We start from the raw sequence: 15031 nt of genomic DNA, 5'->3' as shown, positions 1-15031 counted from the left end.
CGGCCCGGTCAGATCAAGCGTTTGTGGACTAACGTACTCTAATGTCTATAGGGCAACACCCTCGGATAGATTAATCTAGGCCGGTTTTTTTGCCCGCCGCCGGAGCCTTTCCCATGCCCATCCTCGAGATCCGCCATCCGCTGATCCGTCATAAACTTGGCCTGATGCGCCGCGCAGACATCAGCACCAAGAATTTTCGTGAACTCGCCCAGGAAGTCGGCGCCCTGCTGACCTACGAAGCCACCAAAGACCTGCCGCTGGAAACCTACGATATCGAAGGTTGGTGCGGCACCGTGTCGGTGGAAAAAATCGCCGGCAAGAAAATCACCGTCGTGCCAATCCTGCGCGCCGGTATCGGCATGCTCGAAGGCGTGCTGAGCCTGATCCCGGGCGCCAAGGTCAGCGCCGTGGGCGTGGCCCGCAACGAAGAAACCCTTCAGGCCCACACCTACCTGGAAAAACTGGTGCCTGAGATCGACGAACGTCTGGCGATGATCATCGACCCGATGCTCGCCACCGGCAGCTCCATGGTCGCCACCATCGACCTGCTGAAAAAGGCCGGTTGCCGCGACATCCGCGCCATGGTGCTGGTTGCCGCCCCCGAAGGCATCGCCGCCGTCGAGAAGGCTCATCCGGACGTGACCATCTACACCGCGTCCATCGACCAGAAACTCAATGAACACGGTTACATCATCCCAGGCCTGGGCGATGCCGGTGACAAGATCTTCGGCACCAAGCAGAAGGACGCGTAACCATGCAGCAAGAGTTCAACGATCCGCTTTGGCGCACGGTGCTGTCCGGCGCGCAGATGCTGTTCGTGGCGTTCGGCGCGTTGGTGTTGATGCCGTTGATTACCGGCCTCGACCCTAACGTCGCGCTGTTCACTGCGGGTCTGGGCACGATCCTGTTCCAGATCGTCACCGGACGTCAGGTGCCGGTGTTTTTGGCATCGAGCTTCGCCTTCATCACCCCGATCATTCTCGCCAAGGGCCAGTTCGGCCTCGCGGCGACCATGGGCGGTGTGATGGCGGCCGGTTTCGTCTACACGTTCCTCGGCCTGGCCGTAAAGATCAAAGGCACCGGGTTCATTGATCGCCTGCTGCCGCCGGTGGTGATCGGTCCGGTGATCATCTCGATCGGCCTGGCCATGGCCCCGATCGCCGCCAACATGGCGATGGGCAAGGCCGGTGACGGCTCCGAGCTGATCCACTACCAGACCGCCATGATGATCTCGATGCCAGCGTTGCTGACCACCCTGATCGTCGCCGTGTTCGGTAAGGGCATCTTCCGCCTGGTGCCGATCATCTCCGGCGTGCTGGTGGGTTTTGCCATGTCGTTCTATTTCGGCGTGGTCGATACCGCCAAGATCGCCGCCGCTCCCTGGTTCGCGATTCCGGCCTTTACCGCGCCGGAATTCAACTGGCAGGCCATTCTGTTCATCGTTCCGGTGGCGCTGGCCCCGGCCATCGAGCACATCGGCGGTGTGATTGCCGTGGGCAGTGTGACCGGCCGTGACTACCTGAAAAAACCCGGCTTGCATCGCACGCTGTTCGGCGATGGCATTGCCACCACCGCAGCCGGGTTGTTCGGCGGTCCGCCCAACACCACCTACGCCGAAGTGACGGGCGCGGTGATGCTGACCAAGAACTACAACCCGAAAATCATGACCTGGGCGGCGATCTTCGCCATCAGCCTGGCGTTCATCGGCAAGTTCGGCGCGCTGCTGCAAAGCATCCCAGTGCCGGTCATGGGTGGGATCCTGTGCCTGCTGTTCGGCTCGATTGCCGCAGTGGGGATGAACACGCTGATTCGCCACAAGATCGACCTGGGCGAAGCGCGCAACCTGGTGATCGTCTCGGTCACGCTGGTGTTCGGGATTGGCGGCGTGCTGGTGGGCACCGGCACAGGTCCGGACGACTTTGGCCTGAAAGGCATCGCGCTGTGCGCGGTGGTGGCGATTGCGCTGAACCTGATTTTGCCGGGCAATGATGGCTGGAAGAACAAAAAGGCGGATGAGCCTTTGTTGTAAGCCTTGCCGATATGGTTGTTGGCGCGGGCAAGCCCGCTCCTACAGGAAGCAGCGCTGTACCTGTAGGAGCTGGCTTGCCCGCGATGCCTTTAAAGGGCCAACGGCGCTCTTTCACACAAGGCATTCAGCGCATGCGCCCACTGCGGGTCATCGTTGAGACAAGGCACCAGCACCAGCTCCTCCCCTCCCGCCTCGCGGAACTGCTCCTTGCCACGATCGCCGATCTCTTCAAGTGTCTCGATGCAATCGGCCACGAATGCCGGGCACATCACCAGCAACTTCTTCACGCCGCTTTTGGCCAGCTCATCCAAACGGGCTTCCGTGTAAGGTTCGATCCATTTCGCCCGGCCCAGTCGCGACTGGAACGATACGGACCACTTGCCATCAGGCAAGCCCATACGCTCGGCAAATACTGCCGCACTGCGCAGGCACTGTGCGCGGTAACACGTGGCGAGCACCTGAGGCGAGGCCTTGGCGCAGCAGTCAGCATCACCAAGGCAGTGCCCTGGGTTGAGCTTTTTCAGATGACGCTCCGGCAAGCCGTGGAAGCTGAGCAACAAGTGATCGAATTCCTGCTCCAGATGCGGCCTGGCACTGGCCACCAGGGCATCGATGTATTCCGGCTGGTCGTAGAACGGTTCGAGGATCGAGAACTGCAGGTCGAGTTTTCGCTCGCGCACAACGCGCTTGGCTTCTTCGATCACCGTGGTCGTGGTGCTGTCGGCGAACTGAGGATAAAGCGGTGCCAGGGTGACGCGTTTATGCCCCTGGGCGGCGAGCTGCACCAGTTTCGACTCAATCGACGGCTCGCCATAACGCATCGCCAACTCCACCGGACCGTGCCGCCACTGAGTGGTCATGGCCTGTTGCAGGCGACGGCTGAGCACCACCAGAGGCGAACCCTCCTCCCACCAGATCGAGGCGTAGGCATGCGCCGACTGTTCGGGGCGCTTGATCAGGATCAGCGAGACGAGCAAACGACGTAACGGCCAAGGCAGGTCGATCACATACGGGTCCATCAGAAATTGATTGAGGTAGCTGCGCACATCCGCCATCGACGTGGAGGCGGGAGAACCCAGGTTGACCAGAAGCAACGCGTGATCGGTCATGCAACATCCTATTTCAAAGGCGGCGGGACACGTCGTCCAGCGCCGCGCGCAAATCAGTGAACCGGAAGGTGTAGCCCGCTTCCAGCAAGCGAGCCGGCATAGCCTTCTGGCCGCCCAGCAACAACGATGACAATTCCCCAAGGCCAACTTTCAGGGCCAGCGCCGGCATCGGCATGAAGGCCGGTCGGTGCAGCACGCTGCCCAGCGTCTTGGCGAACTCGCGATTGCGCACCGGTTTGGGCGCGCAGGCATTATAAGGACCACTGGCGCTTTTCTGATGCAGAAGAAAATCAATCAGGGCGATTTCATCCTCGATATGAATCCATGGCATCCATTGCCGACCATTGCCCAAAGGCCCACCCAGTCCCAGTTTGAACGGCAGCAATAGCCGCGACAAAAAGCCGCCCTCGGCGGACAACACCAGCCCGGTGCGGATGAAGATAACCCGAATGCCCAGCGCCTCGGCTCGTTGCGCGGTTTCCTCCCAGGCAATGCACAGCTGACTGGCAAAGTCGTCGATGACCGGTGCCGAGTCCTCGGTCAATTCCCGCTCACCACCGTCGCCATACCAGCCAATCGCCGAACCCGAAATCAAGACCTGTGGTTTGTGCTCCCGCGTTTCCAGCCAGGACAGCAGGCTTTCAGTGAGGGTAATTCGGCTGCTCCAGAGGAGCGCCTTGCGCCGCGATGTCCAGGGGCGATCGGCAATCGGGGCACCCGCCAGATTGATAACCGCATCGACGGACTCCTGCCCAAGGTCCTCGAACGACGCGACACCGCGCACGCCTTCGCCACAGATTTCGCTGACCTTTGCAGGCGAGCGGCTCACCACGGTCAGTTGATGCCCTTGGCTCAGCCAGTGCCGGCAAAGTTGACGTCCTATCAAACCAGTACCGCCGGTCAGCAATATGTGCATGACTTCTTCCTCGCGTGGCGTTTTAGCCTGATCACTAGTCTATTTTTATAAGCAGGGAATCTTTGATATCGGACAGGCTCTGTGTTTAACAATAGGCCAAGCTGTCAGAACGAGAACACCAAAAGTTATACCAAAAAATAATTATGTACAGGTTTAATCTGCGGCGTAGTCTGTACAGAAAGGCAAACGAGGCCCCTATGACTGTACCTATCGCAATCATCGGCACCGGCATCGCCGGACTCTCAGCGGCCCAGGCCCTCACCGAGGCAGGGCATGTCGTTCAACTTTTCGATAAAAGCCGCGGCAGCGGCGGACGCATGTCGAGCAAACGCAGCGATGCGGGCGCCCTGGACATGGGCGCACAATATTTCACTGCGCGCGACCGCCGCTTCGTCACCGAGGTCCAGCGCTGGCAAACCAAGGGTTGGGTCGCCGAATGGGCGCCGCAGCTCTACACCTACCACGGCGGGCAACTGAATCTCTCGCCCGACGAGCAGACACGCTGGGTCGGCACGCCGCACATGAGTGCCATCACCCGAGGGCTGCTCGGTGACTTGCAGGTGCAGTTTGGCTGCCGCATCACCGAGGTCTATCGCGGTGAAGAGCACTGGCATCTACAGGACGCCGAAGGCTTTACCCACGGCCCGTTCAGCCACGTGATCATCGCCACGCCAGCCCCTCAGGCCACGGCGCTGCTGGCTTCTGCGCCTAAGCTCGCCGGAGCGGCAGCGGGGGTCAAAATGGAGCCGACCTGGGCGGTCGCCCTGGCCTTCGAAACGCCGCTGGACACGCCCATGGAAGGTTGCTTCGTGCAGGACAGTCCGCTCGACTGGCTAGCCCGCAACCGCAGCAAACCAGGACGAGACAACACCCTCGACACCTGGGTACTGCACGCAACCAGCGCGTGGAGCCGACAACACATCGACCTGCCCAAGGAGGCGGTGATCGAACAATTGCACGGTGCATTCGCCGAATTGCTGCACAGCAGCATGCCCGCCCCCACCTTCAGCGTGGCCCATCGCTGGCTCTATGCCCGACCTGCCAGCAGCCATGAATGGGGCACCCTGGCCGACGCCGACCTGGGCCTTTATGCCTGTGGCGACTGGTGCCTGTCAGGGCGGGTAGAAGGGGCCTGGCTCAGTGGCCAGGAAGCTGCACGGCGCTTGCACGAACACCTGCAATGAACCCGATCAATCCGAGCAAACTGCTGCTGTCGAAATGGACAGCAGTCCATCCGCAAAACCGCGAAAAACACTTTCTGGTGACCGACCTCTACCGCGATGATGCGGGCACCGTACTGGACGTTGAACTGCAGGCGGTGCTGACCAGGCGCAGTGAACGTCTCGATTGGAAGGCCCTGAGAAACGGCGAAGCCTGGATGCCGGGCTGGAAGTGACCCAGCACCGCGAGACGGCACAACTTATACAAACAGTTTGACTTGTATACCTTTGAATCTATGATGAACTCATGTTGTACAGAATTATTAGTCTGTACAGGTTTAGATTCGAGGTGCGCCAATGCCCGATACCCGCGTGAAACCGAAAATAGCCATCAGTGCCTGCCTGATGGGCGCCGAGGTGCGCTTCAACGGCGGACACAAGCAATCGGCCCTCTGCAGCCTCACCCTTGCCGAGTATTTCGATTTCATCGAGGTCTGCCCGGAAGTCGCGATCGGCCTGGGCATTCCCCGGCAACCGATTCGCCTGGTCGGCAATCCGGACCATCCCGAAGCCGTCGGCACCGTTGACGCCGAACTGAACGTCACTCGGCCATTGGCTGATTTCGGCGAGCAAATGGCCGGCGAACTGAGCGATATCTGTGGCTACATCTTCATGCAAAAGTCGCCGTCGTGCGGCCTGGAGCGGGTCAAGGTCTATCACCCCAACGGTGCGCCGGTCGATGGCGGAGGTCGTGGCGTCTACGCCCAGGCTTTTTGTGCGCAGCATCCGAACTTGCCAGTGGAAGAAGCAGGTCGGCTCAACGACCCGGTGCTGCGCGAGAACTTCCTCACCCGCGTGTTTGCCTACAGCGACTGGCAATGCGTGCTGCAAGAAGGCCTGACCCGTCGCGCGCTCACCGATTTCCACTCGCGCTACAAATACCTGCTGATGGCCCACCACCCGGTGCAGTACAAGACCCTCGGCAATTTGCTGGGCAACATGGGCGATACCGATCCTCGCGAACTGGGCCCGCGCTATTTCAGCGAACTGATGGCGGCATTGAAACAATGCGCCACGCGTCGCACCCACACCAATGTCTTGCAGCATCTGAGCGGCTACCTCAAGCGCTGCATCAGTGCCGAAGACAAACAGGAGGTGCAGCACGTTATTGGCCAATACCGACACGGAATCGTGCCGCTGGTGGTGCCGCTGACGCTGCTCAAACACCATTTTCGCCAACACCCGGATCCGTACATTGCGCAGCAGGTCTACCTGCAACCGCACCCGGAAAACCTCAGCCTGCGAAATGCGATCTGATGAAAAGCGCAATTGACAGCAGTGCCGGCGAAGACCTTGGCGCCGACTTCAAGAAGGCCCTCGATGACGGCTGGCTGCCGATCCGCGAGGTGGCTCGGCAGACCGGCGTCAACGCGATCACCCTGCGTGCCTGGGAGCGTCGCTACGGCCTGATCGTGCCGCAGCGCACGCCAAAGGGGCATCGGTTGTTCAGTGCCGAGCACGTGCAACGCATCCTGACGATCCTGACCTGGCTCAATCGCGGTGTGGCTGTCAGCCAGGTCAAGCAGCTGCTCGATACACCGCAGCCACACAGCGCCGCAGTAGAAAACGACTGGCACGTCCTGCGCAGCGCCTTGCTGCAAGCGGTCACGCTGTTGAATGAGCGCAGCCTGGATGACACCGTCAACCAGGCCATCGCGCTGTATCCGCCGCAAACCCTGTGCGAACACCTGCTGATGCCGTTGCTGGCCGAGCTCGAGCAACGCTGGCAAGGTCAGTTTGGCGCACAGATGGAGCGCGTCTTTTTCCACTCCTGGCTGCGCAGCAAGTTCGGTGCCCGCATTTACCACAACAACCGCCAATTGCGCGGCTCGCCGCTGCTGCTGATCAATCATTCGGACCGGCCACTGGAACCTTACTTGTGGCTGACCGCCTGGCTGATCAGCAGCGCCGACTGCCCGGTGGAGGTGTTCGACTGGCCACTGCCGACAGGCGAACTTGCATTGGCCATCGATCACCTGCAAGCGCGTGGCGTACTGCTCTACTCCAGCACAGCCATCAACTTGGCGCAGTTGCCAAAGCTGTTGAATGGCGTCAGTTGCCCAAAAATGATCGCTGGACCGACCGTGTGCATCCACCACGCCGAGTTGACGCTGAAAACCTCCGAGATCGCTGATTTGTCCCTGGCCGAAGATCCGTTATCGGCGCATCGGCAATGGGCTCAGCGCGGGCTTTATTAAGATGAGTGCCAATAACAGCATGCAATTGATCTGGCTGCGCAGTGACTTGCGCCTACATGACAACACCGCCCTCTCGGCTGCAGCAGCGTGCGGACCGTGTGTCGCGGTCTATCTGCTCAGTCCTGGACAATGGCAAGCGCATGATGACGCGCCCTGCAAGGTGGATTTCTGGCTGCGCAACCTCGGCGAGTTGAGCAAGGCACTGGGCGAACTGCACATTCCCTTGATGATTCGTACGGCCAACCATTGGGATGAAGCGCCCAAGGTCCTGCTCGACCTTTGCCGTCAATTGAACATTGAAGCGGTGCATGCCAACGAGGAATACGGCATCCATGAAAGTCGTCGTGACACGGCCGTGGCCGACCTGCTGAACCGGCACGACATCACTTTTCACAGTTACCTGGACCAATTGCTGTTCAAGCCCGGGACCGTGCTGACCAAAACCGGCACTTACTTCCAGGTGTTCAGCCAGTTCCGCAAGGTGTGTTACGAGCGCCTGCACCGTTCGCTGCCAAGCCGGGTGAAAGCACCGTCAGCGCAAGCGAAGCTCGACATCGCCAGCGACGAGATCCCCTCGCAGATCGAGGGCTTCGAGCCTTGCGGCGAAGCCCTGCGCAGTCTCTGGCCGGCGGGTGAAGCTGAAGCGCAACGGCGCCTCGAGTCGTTCACCGATGTGCAGATCGACTACTACCAGAGCGAGCGTGACTTCCCTGCCAAACCCGGCACCAGCCAGCTCTCGGCGTACCTCGCTGCCGGTGTCATTTCCCCGCGCCAATGCCTGCATGCGGCCTTGCAGAGCAATCAGGGCGAGTTCGAAAGCGGCAAGGTCGGCGCGGTCACCTGGATCAACGAACTGCTGTGGCGCGAGTTTTATAAACACATTCTGGTGGGTTACCCCCGGGTCTCCCGACACCGCGCCTTCCGCCCGGAAACCGAAGCCTTGGCCTGGCGCAAGGCGCCCAAGGAGCTCCAGGCCTGGCAGCAAGCACGCACCGGCCTGCCAATCATCGACGCGGCGATTCGCCAATTGCTGGAAACCGGCTGGATGCATAACCGCCTGCGCATGATCGTGGCGATGTTCCTGACAAAAAACCTGCTGATCGACTGGCGCGAAGGCGAGCGGTTCTTCATGCGTCATCTGATCGACGGCGACCTTGCGGCCAACAACGGCGGCTGGCAGTGGAGCGCGTCCACCGGCACCGACTCGGCACCCTATTTCCGGATATTCAATCCGATCAGCCAGTCGGAAAAATTCGACCGCGAAGGCGTGTTCATCAAGCACTGGCTGCCGGAGCTGGCCGACCTGAACAAGAAGGATGTACACAACCCTGCCCACCTCGGTGGCCTGTTCGGGGTAGCGGATTATCCCTCGCCCATCGTCAATCTGAGCACCTCGCGTGCGCGTGCATTGGCCGCGTTCAAGGACTTGCCATCACGACAACCTGCCGGAGAGGATCATGAGTGATTTCCTGCGTGGTTTTGCGCGGCAGTTTGCCAAGCTGGACAAAGACAATCTTCAGCACTTGGACGCGCTGTACACCGCCGACGTGCACTTTACCGATCCGCTGCATGACGTACAGGGACTGGAAACACTGCGTCGCTATTTCACGGCGCTCTACGCCAATGTCAGTGAGCTGCGCTTCGACTTTCATGGCTTTGACCAGATTGCCGAGGGCGAAGGCTACCTGCGCTGGGTCATGAGTTATCGCCATCCGCGCCTGGCCGGCGGTCGGCTGATTCGCGTTGACGGATGTTCGTACCTGCGCTGGCGCGACAAGGTGTATCGCCACCGGGATTACTTCGATGCTGGCGCGCTGCTTTATGAACATGTGCCCGTGCTGGGCCGGGCGATTGCCTGGTTGAAAAGGAGGATGGGATGAGTCGTACACCTGCAAGACGGTATTGGCTGACCGGCGCCAGTAGCGGCATTGGCGCCGCACTGGCCGAAGAAATATTGAAAACCGGCGCGCAACTGGCTGTCAGTGCCCGCTCGGTCGCGCCCTTGAAAATCCTCTCCAAACGCTATCCGGGGCAAGTGCTGGTGGTGGCGGGTGATCTGACCGACAGCCAGACCGTACGTGAAATCGGCGAACAAATAGCCGACTTCTGGGGCGCACTGGATACGGTGATCTTGAACGCTGGAACCTGCGAATACGTCGACGCTCGCCAGTTCGATGCCTCGATCATCGAGCACGTGGTGCGCACCAACCTGCTGGCCAGCAGTTACTGTATCGAGGCCGCCTTACCCCTGTTGCGCAAGGGTGTCGCTCCCCATCTGGTGGGCGTTGCCAGCTCCGTGACCTACCTGCCGCTGCCACGAGCCGAAGCCTATGGCGCGTCAAAAGCGGGGTTGCGGTATCTGTTCGAATCCTTGCGCCTGGACCTGGCGCCGGACGGCATTGAAGTCACCGTGGTCAGCCCGGGTTTCGTCGAGACACCCCTGACCGCAAAAAACGATTTCCCCATGCCTCTGAGTTGGCCAGTGGGCAAAGCCGCACGTCACATCTTCGCCAAACTCAAGGATCGCCCCCTGGAAATCGCATTCCCGGCGCTGTTCATGGCGGCGCTCTGGCCCCTGTCGAAAATGCCCAACGGCGTGAAGTTCGCCATCGGCAAACGCATGGTGCGCAGCAATCCACCGATCAAGGATGAGACGTGAACATCGCAATTATCGGTAGCGGCATCTCGGGGCTGACCAGCGCTTACCTGCTCAATCGCAACCACGAGATCACCCTGTTTGAAGCCGATGATCGCGTCGGTGGCCACACCCACAGCGTGGACGTGAGCGTCGAGGGTCACCGCTATGTCGTGGACACCGGCTTCATTGTGTTCAACGACTGGACCTATCCCAATTTCATTCGTCTGCTGGAGCAGATTGGCGTGAGCTTCAAGCCGACGCAGATGAGTTTCTCGGTCATGGACCCCGACAGTGGCCTGGAATATAACGGCAACAACCTCAACAGCCTCTTCGCTCAGCGCCGCAATCTGCTGTCGCCCGGGTTCTGGGGAATGCTGCGAGACATTCTGCGTTTCAACAAACAAGCACCACGCGACCTCGCCGAGGGCCGCATCGCCGCCGATACCAAGCTCGGGGATTACCTGGCGGCGAACGGCTACGGCGAGCGCTTCACCCTGCATTACATCGTGCCGATGGGCGCCGCCATTTGGTCCATGTCCATGGCCGACATGCTCGGTTTTCCATTGCAGTTCTTCGTCCGCTTTTTCAAGAACCACGGCTTGCTGTCGGTGCGCAATCGACCTCAATGGTGTGTGATCGAGGGCGGATCAAGTGCCTATGTCGAACCGCTGACCGCGTCGTTCAAACATCGGATACGCCTTGGGTGCCCGGTGACACGGGTCGAGCGCACGACCGAAGGCGTGGTTATCCACAGCGCCGCCGGCAGTCAACGCTTCGACAAAGTGGTGTTTGCCTGCCACAGCGTCGAAGCGCTGAACCTGTTGGCCGACCCCAGTGCCGCCGAACAGTCGATCCTCGGTGCCCTGCCCTACGCCAACAACGAAGTGGTGCTGCACACCGACACACGGCTGCTGCCCACCCGTAAATCGGCCTGGGCCAGCTGGAATTACCGCCTCGGTGGCAGCGGCCACACCCGAGCCGCCGTGACGTACAACATGAACATTTTGCAGGGCATTGAGAGCGACACCACGTTCTGCGTCAGCCTCAACCAGAGCGCCGGCATCAGCCCATCGAAAGTGCTCGGCAAATTTACCTACGCCCATCCGCAATACAGCGTGACGGCGATAGCGGCACAGCAACGTTGGGAAGAACTGAACGGCGCGCAGCACACCTTCTATTGCGGCGCCTACTGGGCCAACGGTTTTCATGAAGATGGCGTGGTCAGCGCATTGCGCGTGGCCCGGTCATTTGGGCTCACACTGTGAACAGCGCCCTCTACAGCGGCTGGATACGCCACCGCCGATTTTCCCCAAAGCAGCATGAGTTCCGTTACCGGATCGGCCTGCTGTACCTCGATCTGGATGAGCAGGACGCCGTACTGGGCTTGTCGCCGCTGTCGGGCAATCAGCGTTTCTCGGCTTTTTCGTTTCGTGAAAGCGATTACCTCAAGGCCTATACCGGCAACGGCATGCGCTTGAGCGATGCGGTGCGCGAACACGTCGGCCAGGCGATTGGTCATGTGCCGCAAGGCTCGATCTGCTTGCTGACCCAGCCGCGCAGCTGGGGGTTGTCGTTCAACCCGGTGAGCTTTTTCTACTGCTACGAACTTGACGGTCAATTAGCGGCGATTCTCGCCGAGGTCACCAACACGCCCTGGCGCGAGCGCTATCACTATGTATTGCCGGCCAGGACGCCCGATGACCTGCACGACTTTCATCAGCATTTTCGCGTGGCCAAGGCCTTCCATGTGTCGCCCTTCCTGCCGCGCGATCTTGAGCACCGCATGAGCTTCAGCCCCGCCGCTACGAGGCTGGGGATACACATGGCCGATTGGCAGGGCAATCGCAAGCTGTTCGATGCCACGCTCAACCTCGAACGCGAAGCGCTGGATCGCACCAGCCTTCATCGTTACTTGCGGCGTTTCCCGTGGATGACCGCAAAAACCTGCCTGGGAATTTACTGGCAAGCCCTGCGCCTGCTGCTCAAACGCCTGCCGATCTTTGCCCATCAGGCGGCCGATGGCAGCTCCCGAACCGCGACCATTGCGCCCAAGGACCACCGTCATGAAATCCATTAGCGTCTCGGGCAGAACCCACCTGCTTGCCATCAACGGCCTCAGCGGATCGCTGCTGCGCCGTGGCGTCCTCAGGCAACTGGCACGCCTCAAAAAGGGCCAACTGGTGATTATCGAAGAGGGCGAGCGCCTGGTATTCGGCAGCGCCGGCAGCGCTTTGCAAGCGGAGATCCAGGTCCTCGATGCTGCCGCGTGGGGATTGGTGGCGAGCAATGGTTCAATCGGAGCCGGCGAAGCCTTTATCCATGGCTACTGGAGTTCGCCGGATTTGACCGCCGTGGTCCGGGTGTTTGTCAGCAACCTTGAGGTGCTGGACGCAATGGAAGGCGGCCTGGCCAAACTGGGCCGGCCAGTCGTTCAAGCGCTCCACTGGCTTAACCGTAATACGCGCAAAGGCTCACGCCAAAACATTGCCGCTCATTACGACCTGGGCAATGACCTGTTCGAACAATTTCTCGATCCGACCATGATGTACTCCGCCGCCCAGTTCCGCAGCCCCGACGACAGCCTGGAACAGGCGCAGTTGAACAAGCTGGAGCGCATCTGCCGCAAACTCGACCTGAAACCGAGCGATCACCTGCTGGAAATCGGCACCGGCTGGGGCAGCATGGCGCTGTACGCAGCACAAAACTATGGTTGCACGGTGACCACCACCACGCTGTCCAGGGAACAGTACGCCTTCACCGCACGGCGCATCGAAGCCCTGGGGCTGCAAGAACGGGTGACGTTGCTGCTCACGGACTATCGCGATCTCACCGGGCAATACGACAAATTGGTGTCGATCGAGATGATCGAAGCGGTGGGGCACCGCTTTCTGCCCACTTACTTCAAGCAATGTGCACACCTGCTCAAGAGCAACGGCTTGATGCTGTTGCAAGCGATCACCATCCGCGAACAGCGTTACGAACAGGCCAGGAACAGTGTCGACTTCATTCAGCGCTATATCTTTCCCGGGGGCGCCCTGCCCTGCGTGCAGAAGATGCTGGAAATCGTCAGCCGCGACACCGACATGAACTTGCTGCACATGGAAGATTTTGGTTTGCACTACGCGCGAACCCTGCGCCTGTGGCATGAGAATTTTCGCCGTGCCCAGGGACGCTTGAGCGAGCTGGGCTACGACGAGTGCTTCCTGCGGCTGTGGGAGTTCTACCTGTGTTATTGCGAGGGGGGCTTTCTGGAGCGCACCATCGGCACTGCACAATTGCTGCTGGCCAAGCCTGCGGCGATGCCGGCACCGTTGCTTGGCCAATTCGATGCCTGAACGGCTGATCAACGCGCTGTTGTTTCAGATCGGATGGCTGGCTTGCGTAATGGGTGGCAACAGCCTGTGGTTGTTGGTGGCCATGGGAGTGCTGGTGTTCCATCTGCTGTGGATAAGTCGCTGGGCGGACGAAGGCCGATTGATCCTCAGCGTGGTCCTGCTGGGCACCACTGTCGACAGTTCATTGCGCTGGCTGGGGGTGTTCGACTTCAACGATATCGCACCGCTGATTCCTCTGTGGCTGATGCTGATGTGGGCACTGCTGGCCACAACGTTGCGCCATAGCCTGCAATGGACGGCCAGCCCCTGGTGGCTGGCAAGCCTGCTTGGGGCCGTGGCGGGCCCATTGTCGTATTACGCCGGAGGACAACTGGCCGGGGTGCAATTTCCCTACGGCCAGTGGCCAACCCTGATCGGCCTCGGCGTACTCTGGTCGCTAGTGTTACCGACGCTGCATTTCATGGCCAGGCGGCTGGCGAACTGCGACCCTCGACCCTAAGCGTCCGTCAGACCTTTCACACAGCGGCGATCAGCTGACTTACACTGCGCGCCATGAAAACCATCGCCCACACGCAAATCGTCGAGCCTGCAGTCACTTGCTCGACTTGCGCAGCCTGCTGCTGTCAGCTCGAAGTCATGTTGATCACCGACACGGGTGTGCCCGAGCGGTTTATCGACACGGATGATTGGGGCGGCGAAGTCATGCTGCGCCTGGACGATGGTTGGTGTGCCGCGCTGGATCGCAACACCATGATGTGCACGATCTATGAGAAGCGTCCGCTGATTTGCCGGGAGTTCGAGATGGGCGCACCGGAGTGCATCGAGGAGCGTCGGGGGATTGCTACGGCGTATCGGTAATGGCGTGTTGGGCTGACGCCATCGCGGGCAAGCCCGCTCCTACAAGAGCGCTGAACCTGCTCGCGATGGGTGTACCAGTCGATAGTGATGTTGACTGATGCACCGCATCGCGAGCGGGCTTGCTCCCACAGTTCATTTAAACAACAGGAATTACAACGGCATCGTGTAGTGCAATGCGTAACTTTCTACACCGTCGTTCGGGCTGCTGATCCCGGCGTTGGAGTAATGCGTTGCGCGAATGCCGACTTCATGCCCGCCCGCAAAACGCAGGCCGAATCCCAGACGGTCTTCGAACTGGAAGGAGCCGCCCAACTTGTTGTCTTCAAGCTCGGTGTTGGAAAACAACGCCACGCCGACCCCAAGTTCAACGTAGGGCTTCACGTTTTGACCGGCAAATTCATAAACGAACACCGGCGAGAACGACAGGCTGTTGTTGCTGGAAGTCTTGTCGCCTTCCCAGTAAGTATAGGCGCCGCTCCAGTAACCGGTCAGGCGACCAACGTCACTTTGGAGCCAGCTTTTGTCCCAATCGAAATTCATCCCCAATCGATAGGTCATGGTCGAATCGCTGGTCTGGCCGACCGCGAACTCCACGCCTGCCGCTTGGGCGGTAAAACTATTCCCCATCAACGCAGCCGCAATCGCGGCCAAACAAAACAGTCGTTTCATCAGAAACATCCTTTTGCGAACCATCACGTAAGATTTTTTCGTTATTGAGCAGAACCAGC

At 60.1% G+C, this 15031-nt stretch carries 17 protein-coding genes; 14 read left to right on the top strand and 3 right to left on the bottom strand.

Going from position 1 to position 15031, the window contains the following annotated elements:
- Positions 1–113: 113 nt before the first annotated feature.
- Entirely contained in the window at positions 114–752 is a 639-nt protein-coding gene (gene upp, locus AB4N64_RS00325) for a uracil phosphoribosyltransferase (protein WP_460120956.1), read from the top strand.
- Between the two features lie 2 nt (positions 753–754).
- Positions 755–2029: a uracil-xanthine permease family protein gene (locus AB4N64_RS00320; RefSeq protein WP_460120954.1), complete on the top strand. Its 1275-nt coding sequence runs from the start codon at positions 755–757 to the stop codon at positions 2027–2029.
- A gap of 89 nt (positions 2030–2118) precedes the next feature.
- Here AB4N64_RS00320 and hemH read toward each other — a convergent pair whose 3' ends face one another.
- Both hemH and AB4N64_RS00310 read right to left on the bottom strand, forming a co-directional pair.
- Complete coding sequence (gene hemH / locus AB4N64_RS00315) at positions 2119–3138, bottom strand: ferrochelatase (protein ID WP_460120952.1); 1020 nt, start codon at positions 3136–3138, stop codon at positions 2119–2121.
- A 13-nt stretch (positions 3139–3151) separates the two neighbouring features.
- Positions 3152–4054, bottom strand: coding sequence for a TIGR01777 family oxidoreductase (locus AB4N64_RS00310; protein ID WP_460120950.1), 903 nt, complete (start codon positions 4052–4054; stop codon positions 3152–3154).
- 197 nt (positions 4055–4251) lie between these two features.
- Here AB4N64_RS00310 and AB4N64_RS00305 point away from each other — a divergent pair, with 197 nt between their 5' ends.
- The 12 genes from AB4N64_RS00305 to AB4N64_RS00250 all read left to right on the top strand — a co-directional run bounded on the left by AB4N64_RS00305 (position 4252) and on the right by AB4N64_RS00250 (position 14303).
- A complete protein-coding gene (locus AB4N64_RS00305; protein ID WP_460120947.1) occupies positions 4252–5238 on the top strand; it encodes an NAD(P)/FAD-dependent oxidoreductase in 987 nt (328 codons plus the stop codon).
- Entirely contained in the window at positions 5235–5450 is a 216-nt protein-coding gene (locus tag AB4N64_RS00300) for a TIGR02450 family Trp-rich protein (protein WP_460120945.1), read from the top strand. The genes AB4N64_RS00305 and AB4N64_RS00300 overlap by 4 nt, the downstream gene beginning before the upstream one ends.
- A gap of 121 nt (positions 5451–5571) precedes the next feature.
- Positions 5572–6531, top strand: a complete 960-nt coding sequence (locus AB4N64_RS00295) for a YbgA family protein (RefSeq protein WP_460120943.1) — start codon at positions 5572–5574, stop codon at positions 6529–6531.
- A complete protein-coding gene (locus AB4N64_RS00290) occupies positions 6531–7472 on the top strand; it encodes a MerR family transcriptional regulator (RefSeq protein WP_460120940.1) in 942 nt (313 codons plus the stop codon). The genes AB4N64_RS00295 and AB4N64_RS00290 overlap by 1 nt, the downstream gene beginning before the upstream one ends.
- A gap of 19 nt (positions 7473–7491) precedes the next feature.
- Positions 7492–8937: a deoxyribodipyrimidine photo-lyase gene (gene phrB, locus AB4N64_RS00285; protein ID WP_460126550.1), complete on the top strand. Its 1446-nt coding sequence runs from the start codon at positions 7492–7494 to the stop codon at positions 8935–8937.
- The gene (locus tag AB4N64_RS00280) at positions 8930–9352 is read left to right on the top strand and encodes a nuclear transport factor 2 family protein (protein ID WP_460120937.1); all 423 of its coding nucleotides are present in this window, start codon (positions 8930–8932) and stop codon (positions 9350–9352) included. The genes phrB and AB4N64_RS00280 overlap by 8 nt, the downstream gene beginning before the upstream one ends.
- Complete coding sequence (locus AB4N64_RS00275; RefSeq protein WP_460120934.1) at positions 9349–10131, top strand: SDR family NAD(P)-dependent oxidoreductase; 783 nt, start codon at positions 9349–9351, stop codon at positions 10129–10131. Before AB4N64_RS00280 ends, AB4N64_RS00275 begins: the two co-directional genes overlap by 4 nt.
- Entirely contained in the window at positions 10128–11375 is a 1248-nt protein-coding gene (locus tag AB4N64_RS00270; RefSeq protein WP_460120933.1) for an NAD(P)/FAD-dependent oxidoreductase, read from the top strand. Before AB4N64_RS00275 ends, AB4N64_RS00270 begins: the two co-directional genes overlap by 4 nt.
- Positions 11372–12187 carry a DUF1365 domain-containing protein gene (locus AB4N64_RS00265; RefSeq protein WP_460120932.1) on the top strand — a complete coding sequence of 272 codons (816 nt, stop codon included), beginning with the start codon at positions 11372–11374 and terminating at the stop codon, positions 12185–12187. The genes AB4N64_RS00270 and AB4N64_RS00265 overlap by 4 nt, the downstream gene beginning before the upstream one ends.
- On the top strand, positions 12174–13445 hold the full coding sequence (locus AB4N64_RS00260) for a class I SAM-dependent methyltransferase (RefSeq protein WP_460120930.1): 1272 nt from the start codon (positions 12174–12176) through the stop codon (positions 13443–13445). Before AB4N64_RS00265 ends, AB4N64_RS00260 begins: the two co-directional genes overlap by 14 nt.
- A complete protein-coding gene (locus AB4N64_RS00255; RefSeq protein WP_460120928.1) occupies positions 13438–13944 on the top strand; it encodes a DUF2878 domain-containing protein in 507 nt (168 codons plus the stop codon). Before AB4N64_RS00260 ends, AB4N64_RS00255 begins: the two co-directional genes overlap by 8 nt.
- Before the next feature lie 53 nt (positions 13945–13997).
- Positions 13998–14303 carry a YkgJ family cysteine cluster protein gene (locus AB4N64_RS00250; protein WP_460120927.1) on the top strand — a complete coding sequence of 102 codons (306 nt, stop codon included), beginning with the start codon at positions 13998–14000 and terminating at the stop codon, positions 14301–14303.
- A gap of 150 nt (positions 14304–14453) precedes the next feature.
- Here the strand turns inward: AB4N64_RS00250 and AB4N64_RS00245 are convergent, their stop codons facing one another.
- Complete coding sequence (locus AB4N64_RS00245) at positions 14454–14972, bottom strand: acyloxyacyl hydrolase (protein WP_460120925.1); 519 nt, start codon at positions 14970–14972, stop codon at positions 14454–14456.
- Positions 14973–15031 lie beyond the last annotated feature (59 nt).

The organism is Pseudomonas sp. S2_C03 (assembly GCF_054668405.1).
The sequence above is the reverse complement of the archived record's forward strand: the minus strand, read 5'-3'. Positions and strand labels throughout refer to the sequence as shown.

What these genes read in the sequence shown, in the direction of transcription:
- upp (WP_460120956.1), top strand. Translation starts at nt 114, where the DNA reads ATGCCCATCCTCGAGATCCGCCATCCGCTGATCCGTCATAAACTTGGC.
- AB4N64_RS00260 (WP_460120930.1), top strand. Translation starts at nt 12,174, where the DNA reads ATGAAATCCATTAGCGTCTCGGGCAGAACCCACCTGCTTGCCATCAAC.
- AB4N64_RS00245 (WP_460120925.1), bottom strand. Translation starts at nt 14,972, where the DNA reads ATGAAACGACTGTTTTGTTTGGCCGCGATTGCGGCTGCGTTGATGGGG.
- AB4N64_RS00305 (WP_460120947.1), top strand. Translation starts at nt 4,252, where the DNA reads ATGACTGTACCTATCGCAATCATCGGCACCGGCATCGCCGGACTCTCA.
- AB4N64_RS00275 (WP_460120934.1), top strand. Translation starts at nt 9,349, where the DNA reads ATGAGTCGTACACCTGCAAGACGGTATTGGCTGACCGGCGCCAGTAGC.
- phrB (WP_460126550.1), top strand. Translation starts at nt 7,492, where the DNA reads ATGCAATTGATCTGGCTGCGCAGTGACTTGCGCCTACATGACAACACC.
- AB4N64_RS00280 (WP_460120937.1), top strand. Translation starts at nt 8,930, where the DNA reads ATGAGTGATTTCCTGCGTGGTTTTGCGCGGCAGTTTGCCAAGCTGGAC.
- AB4N64_RS00310 (WP_460120950.1), bottom strand. Translation starts at nt 4,054, where the DNA reads ATGCACATATTGCTGACCGGCGGTACTGGTTTGATAGGACGTCAACTT.
- AB4N64_RS00295 (WP_460120943.1), top strand. Translation starts at nt 5,572, where the DNA reads ATGCCCGATACCCGCGTGAAACCGAAAATAGCCATCAGTGCCTGCCTG.
- hemH (WP_460120952.1), bottom strand. Translation starts at nt 3,138, where the DNA reads ATGACCGATCACGCGTTGCTTCTGGTCAACCTGGGTTCTCCCGCCTCC.
- AB4N64_RS00290 (WP_460120940.1), top strand. Translation starts at nt 6,531, where the DNA reads ATGAAAAGCGCAATTGACAGCAGTGCCGGCGAAGACCTTGGCGCCGAC.
- AB4N64_RS00255 (WP_460120928.1), top strand. Translation starts at nt 13,438, where the DNA reads ATGCCTGAACGGCTGATCAACGCGCTGTTGTTTCAGATCGGATGGCTG.
- AB4N64_RS00320 (WP_460120954.1), top strand. Translation starts at nt 755, where the DNA reads ATGCAGCAAGAGTTCAACGATCCGCTTTGGCGCACGGTGCTGTCCGGC.
- AB4N64_RS00300 (WP_460120945.1), top strand. Translation starts at nt 5,235, where the DNA reads ATGAACCCGATCAATCCGAGCAAACTGCTGCTGTCGAAATGGACAGCA.
- AB4N64_RS00250 (WP_460120927.1), top strand. Translation starts at nt 13,998, where the DNA reads ATGAAAACCATCGCCCACACGCAAATCGTCGAGCCTGCAGTCACTTGC.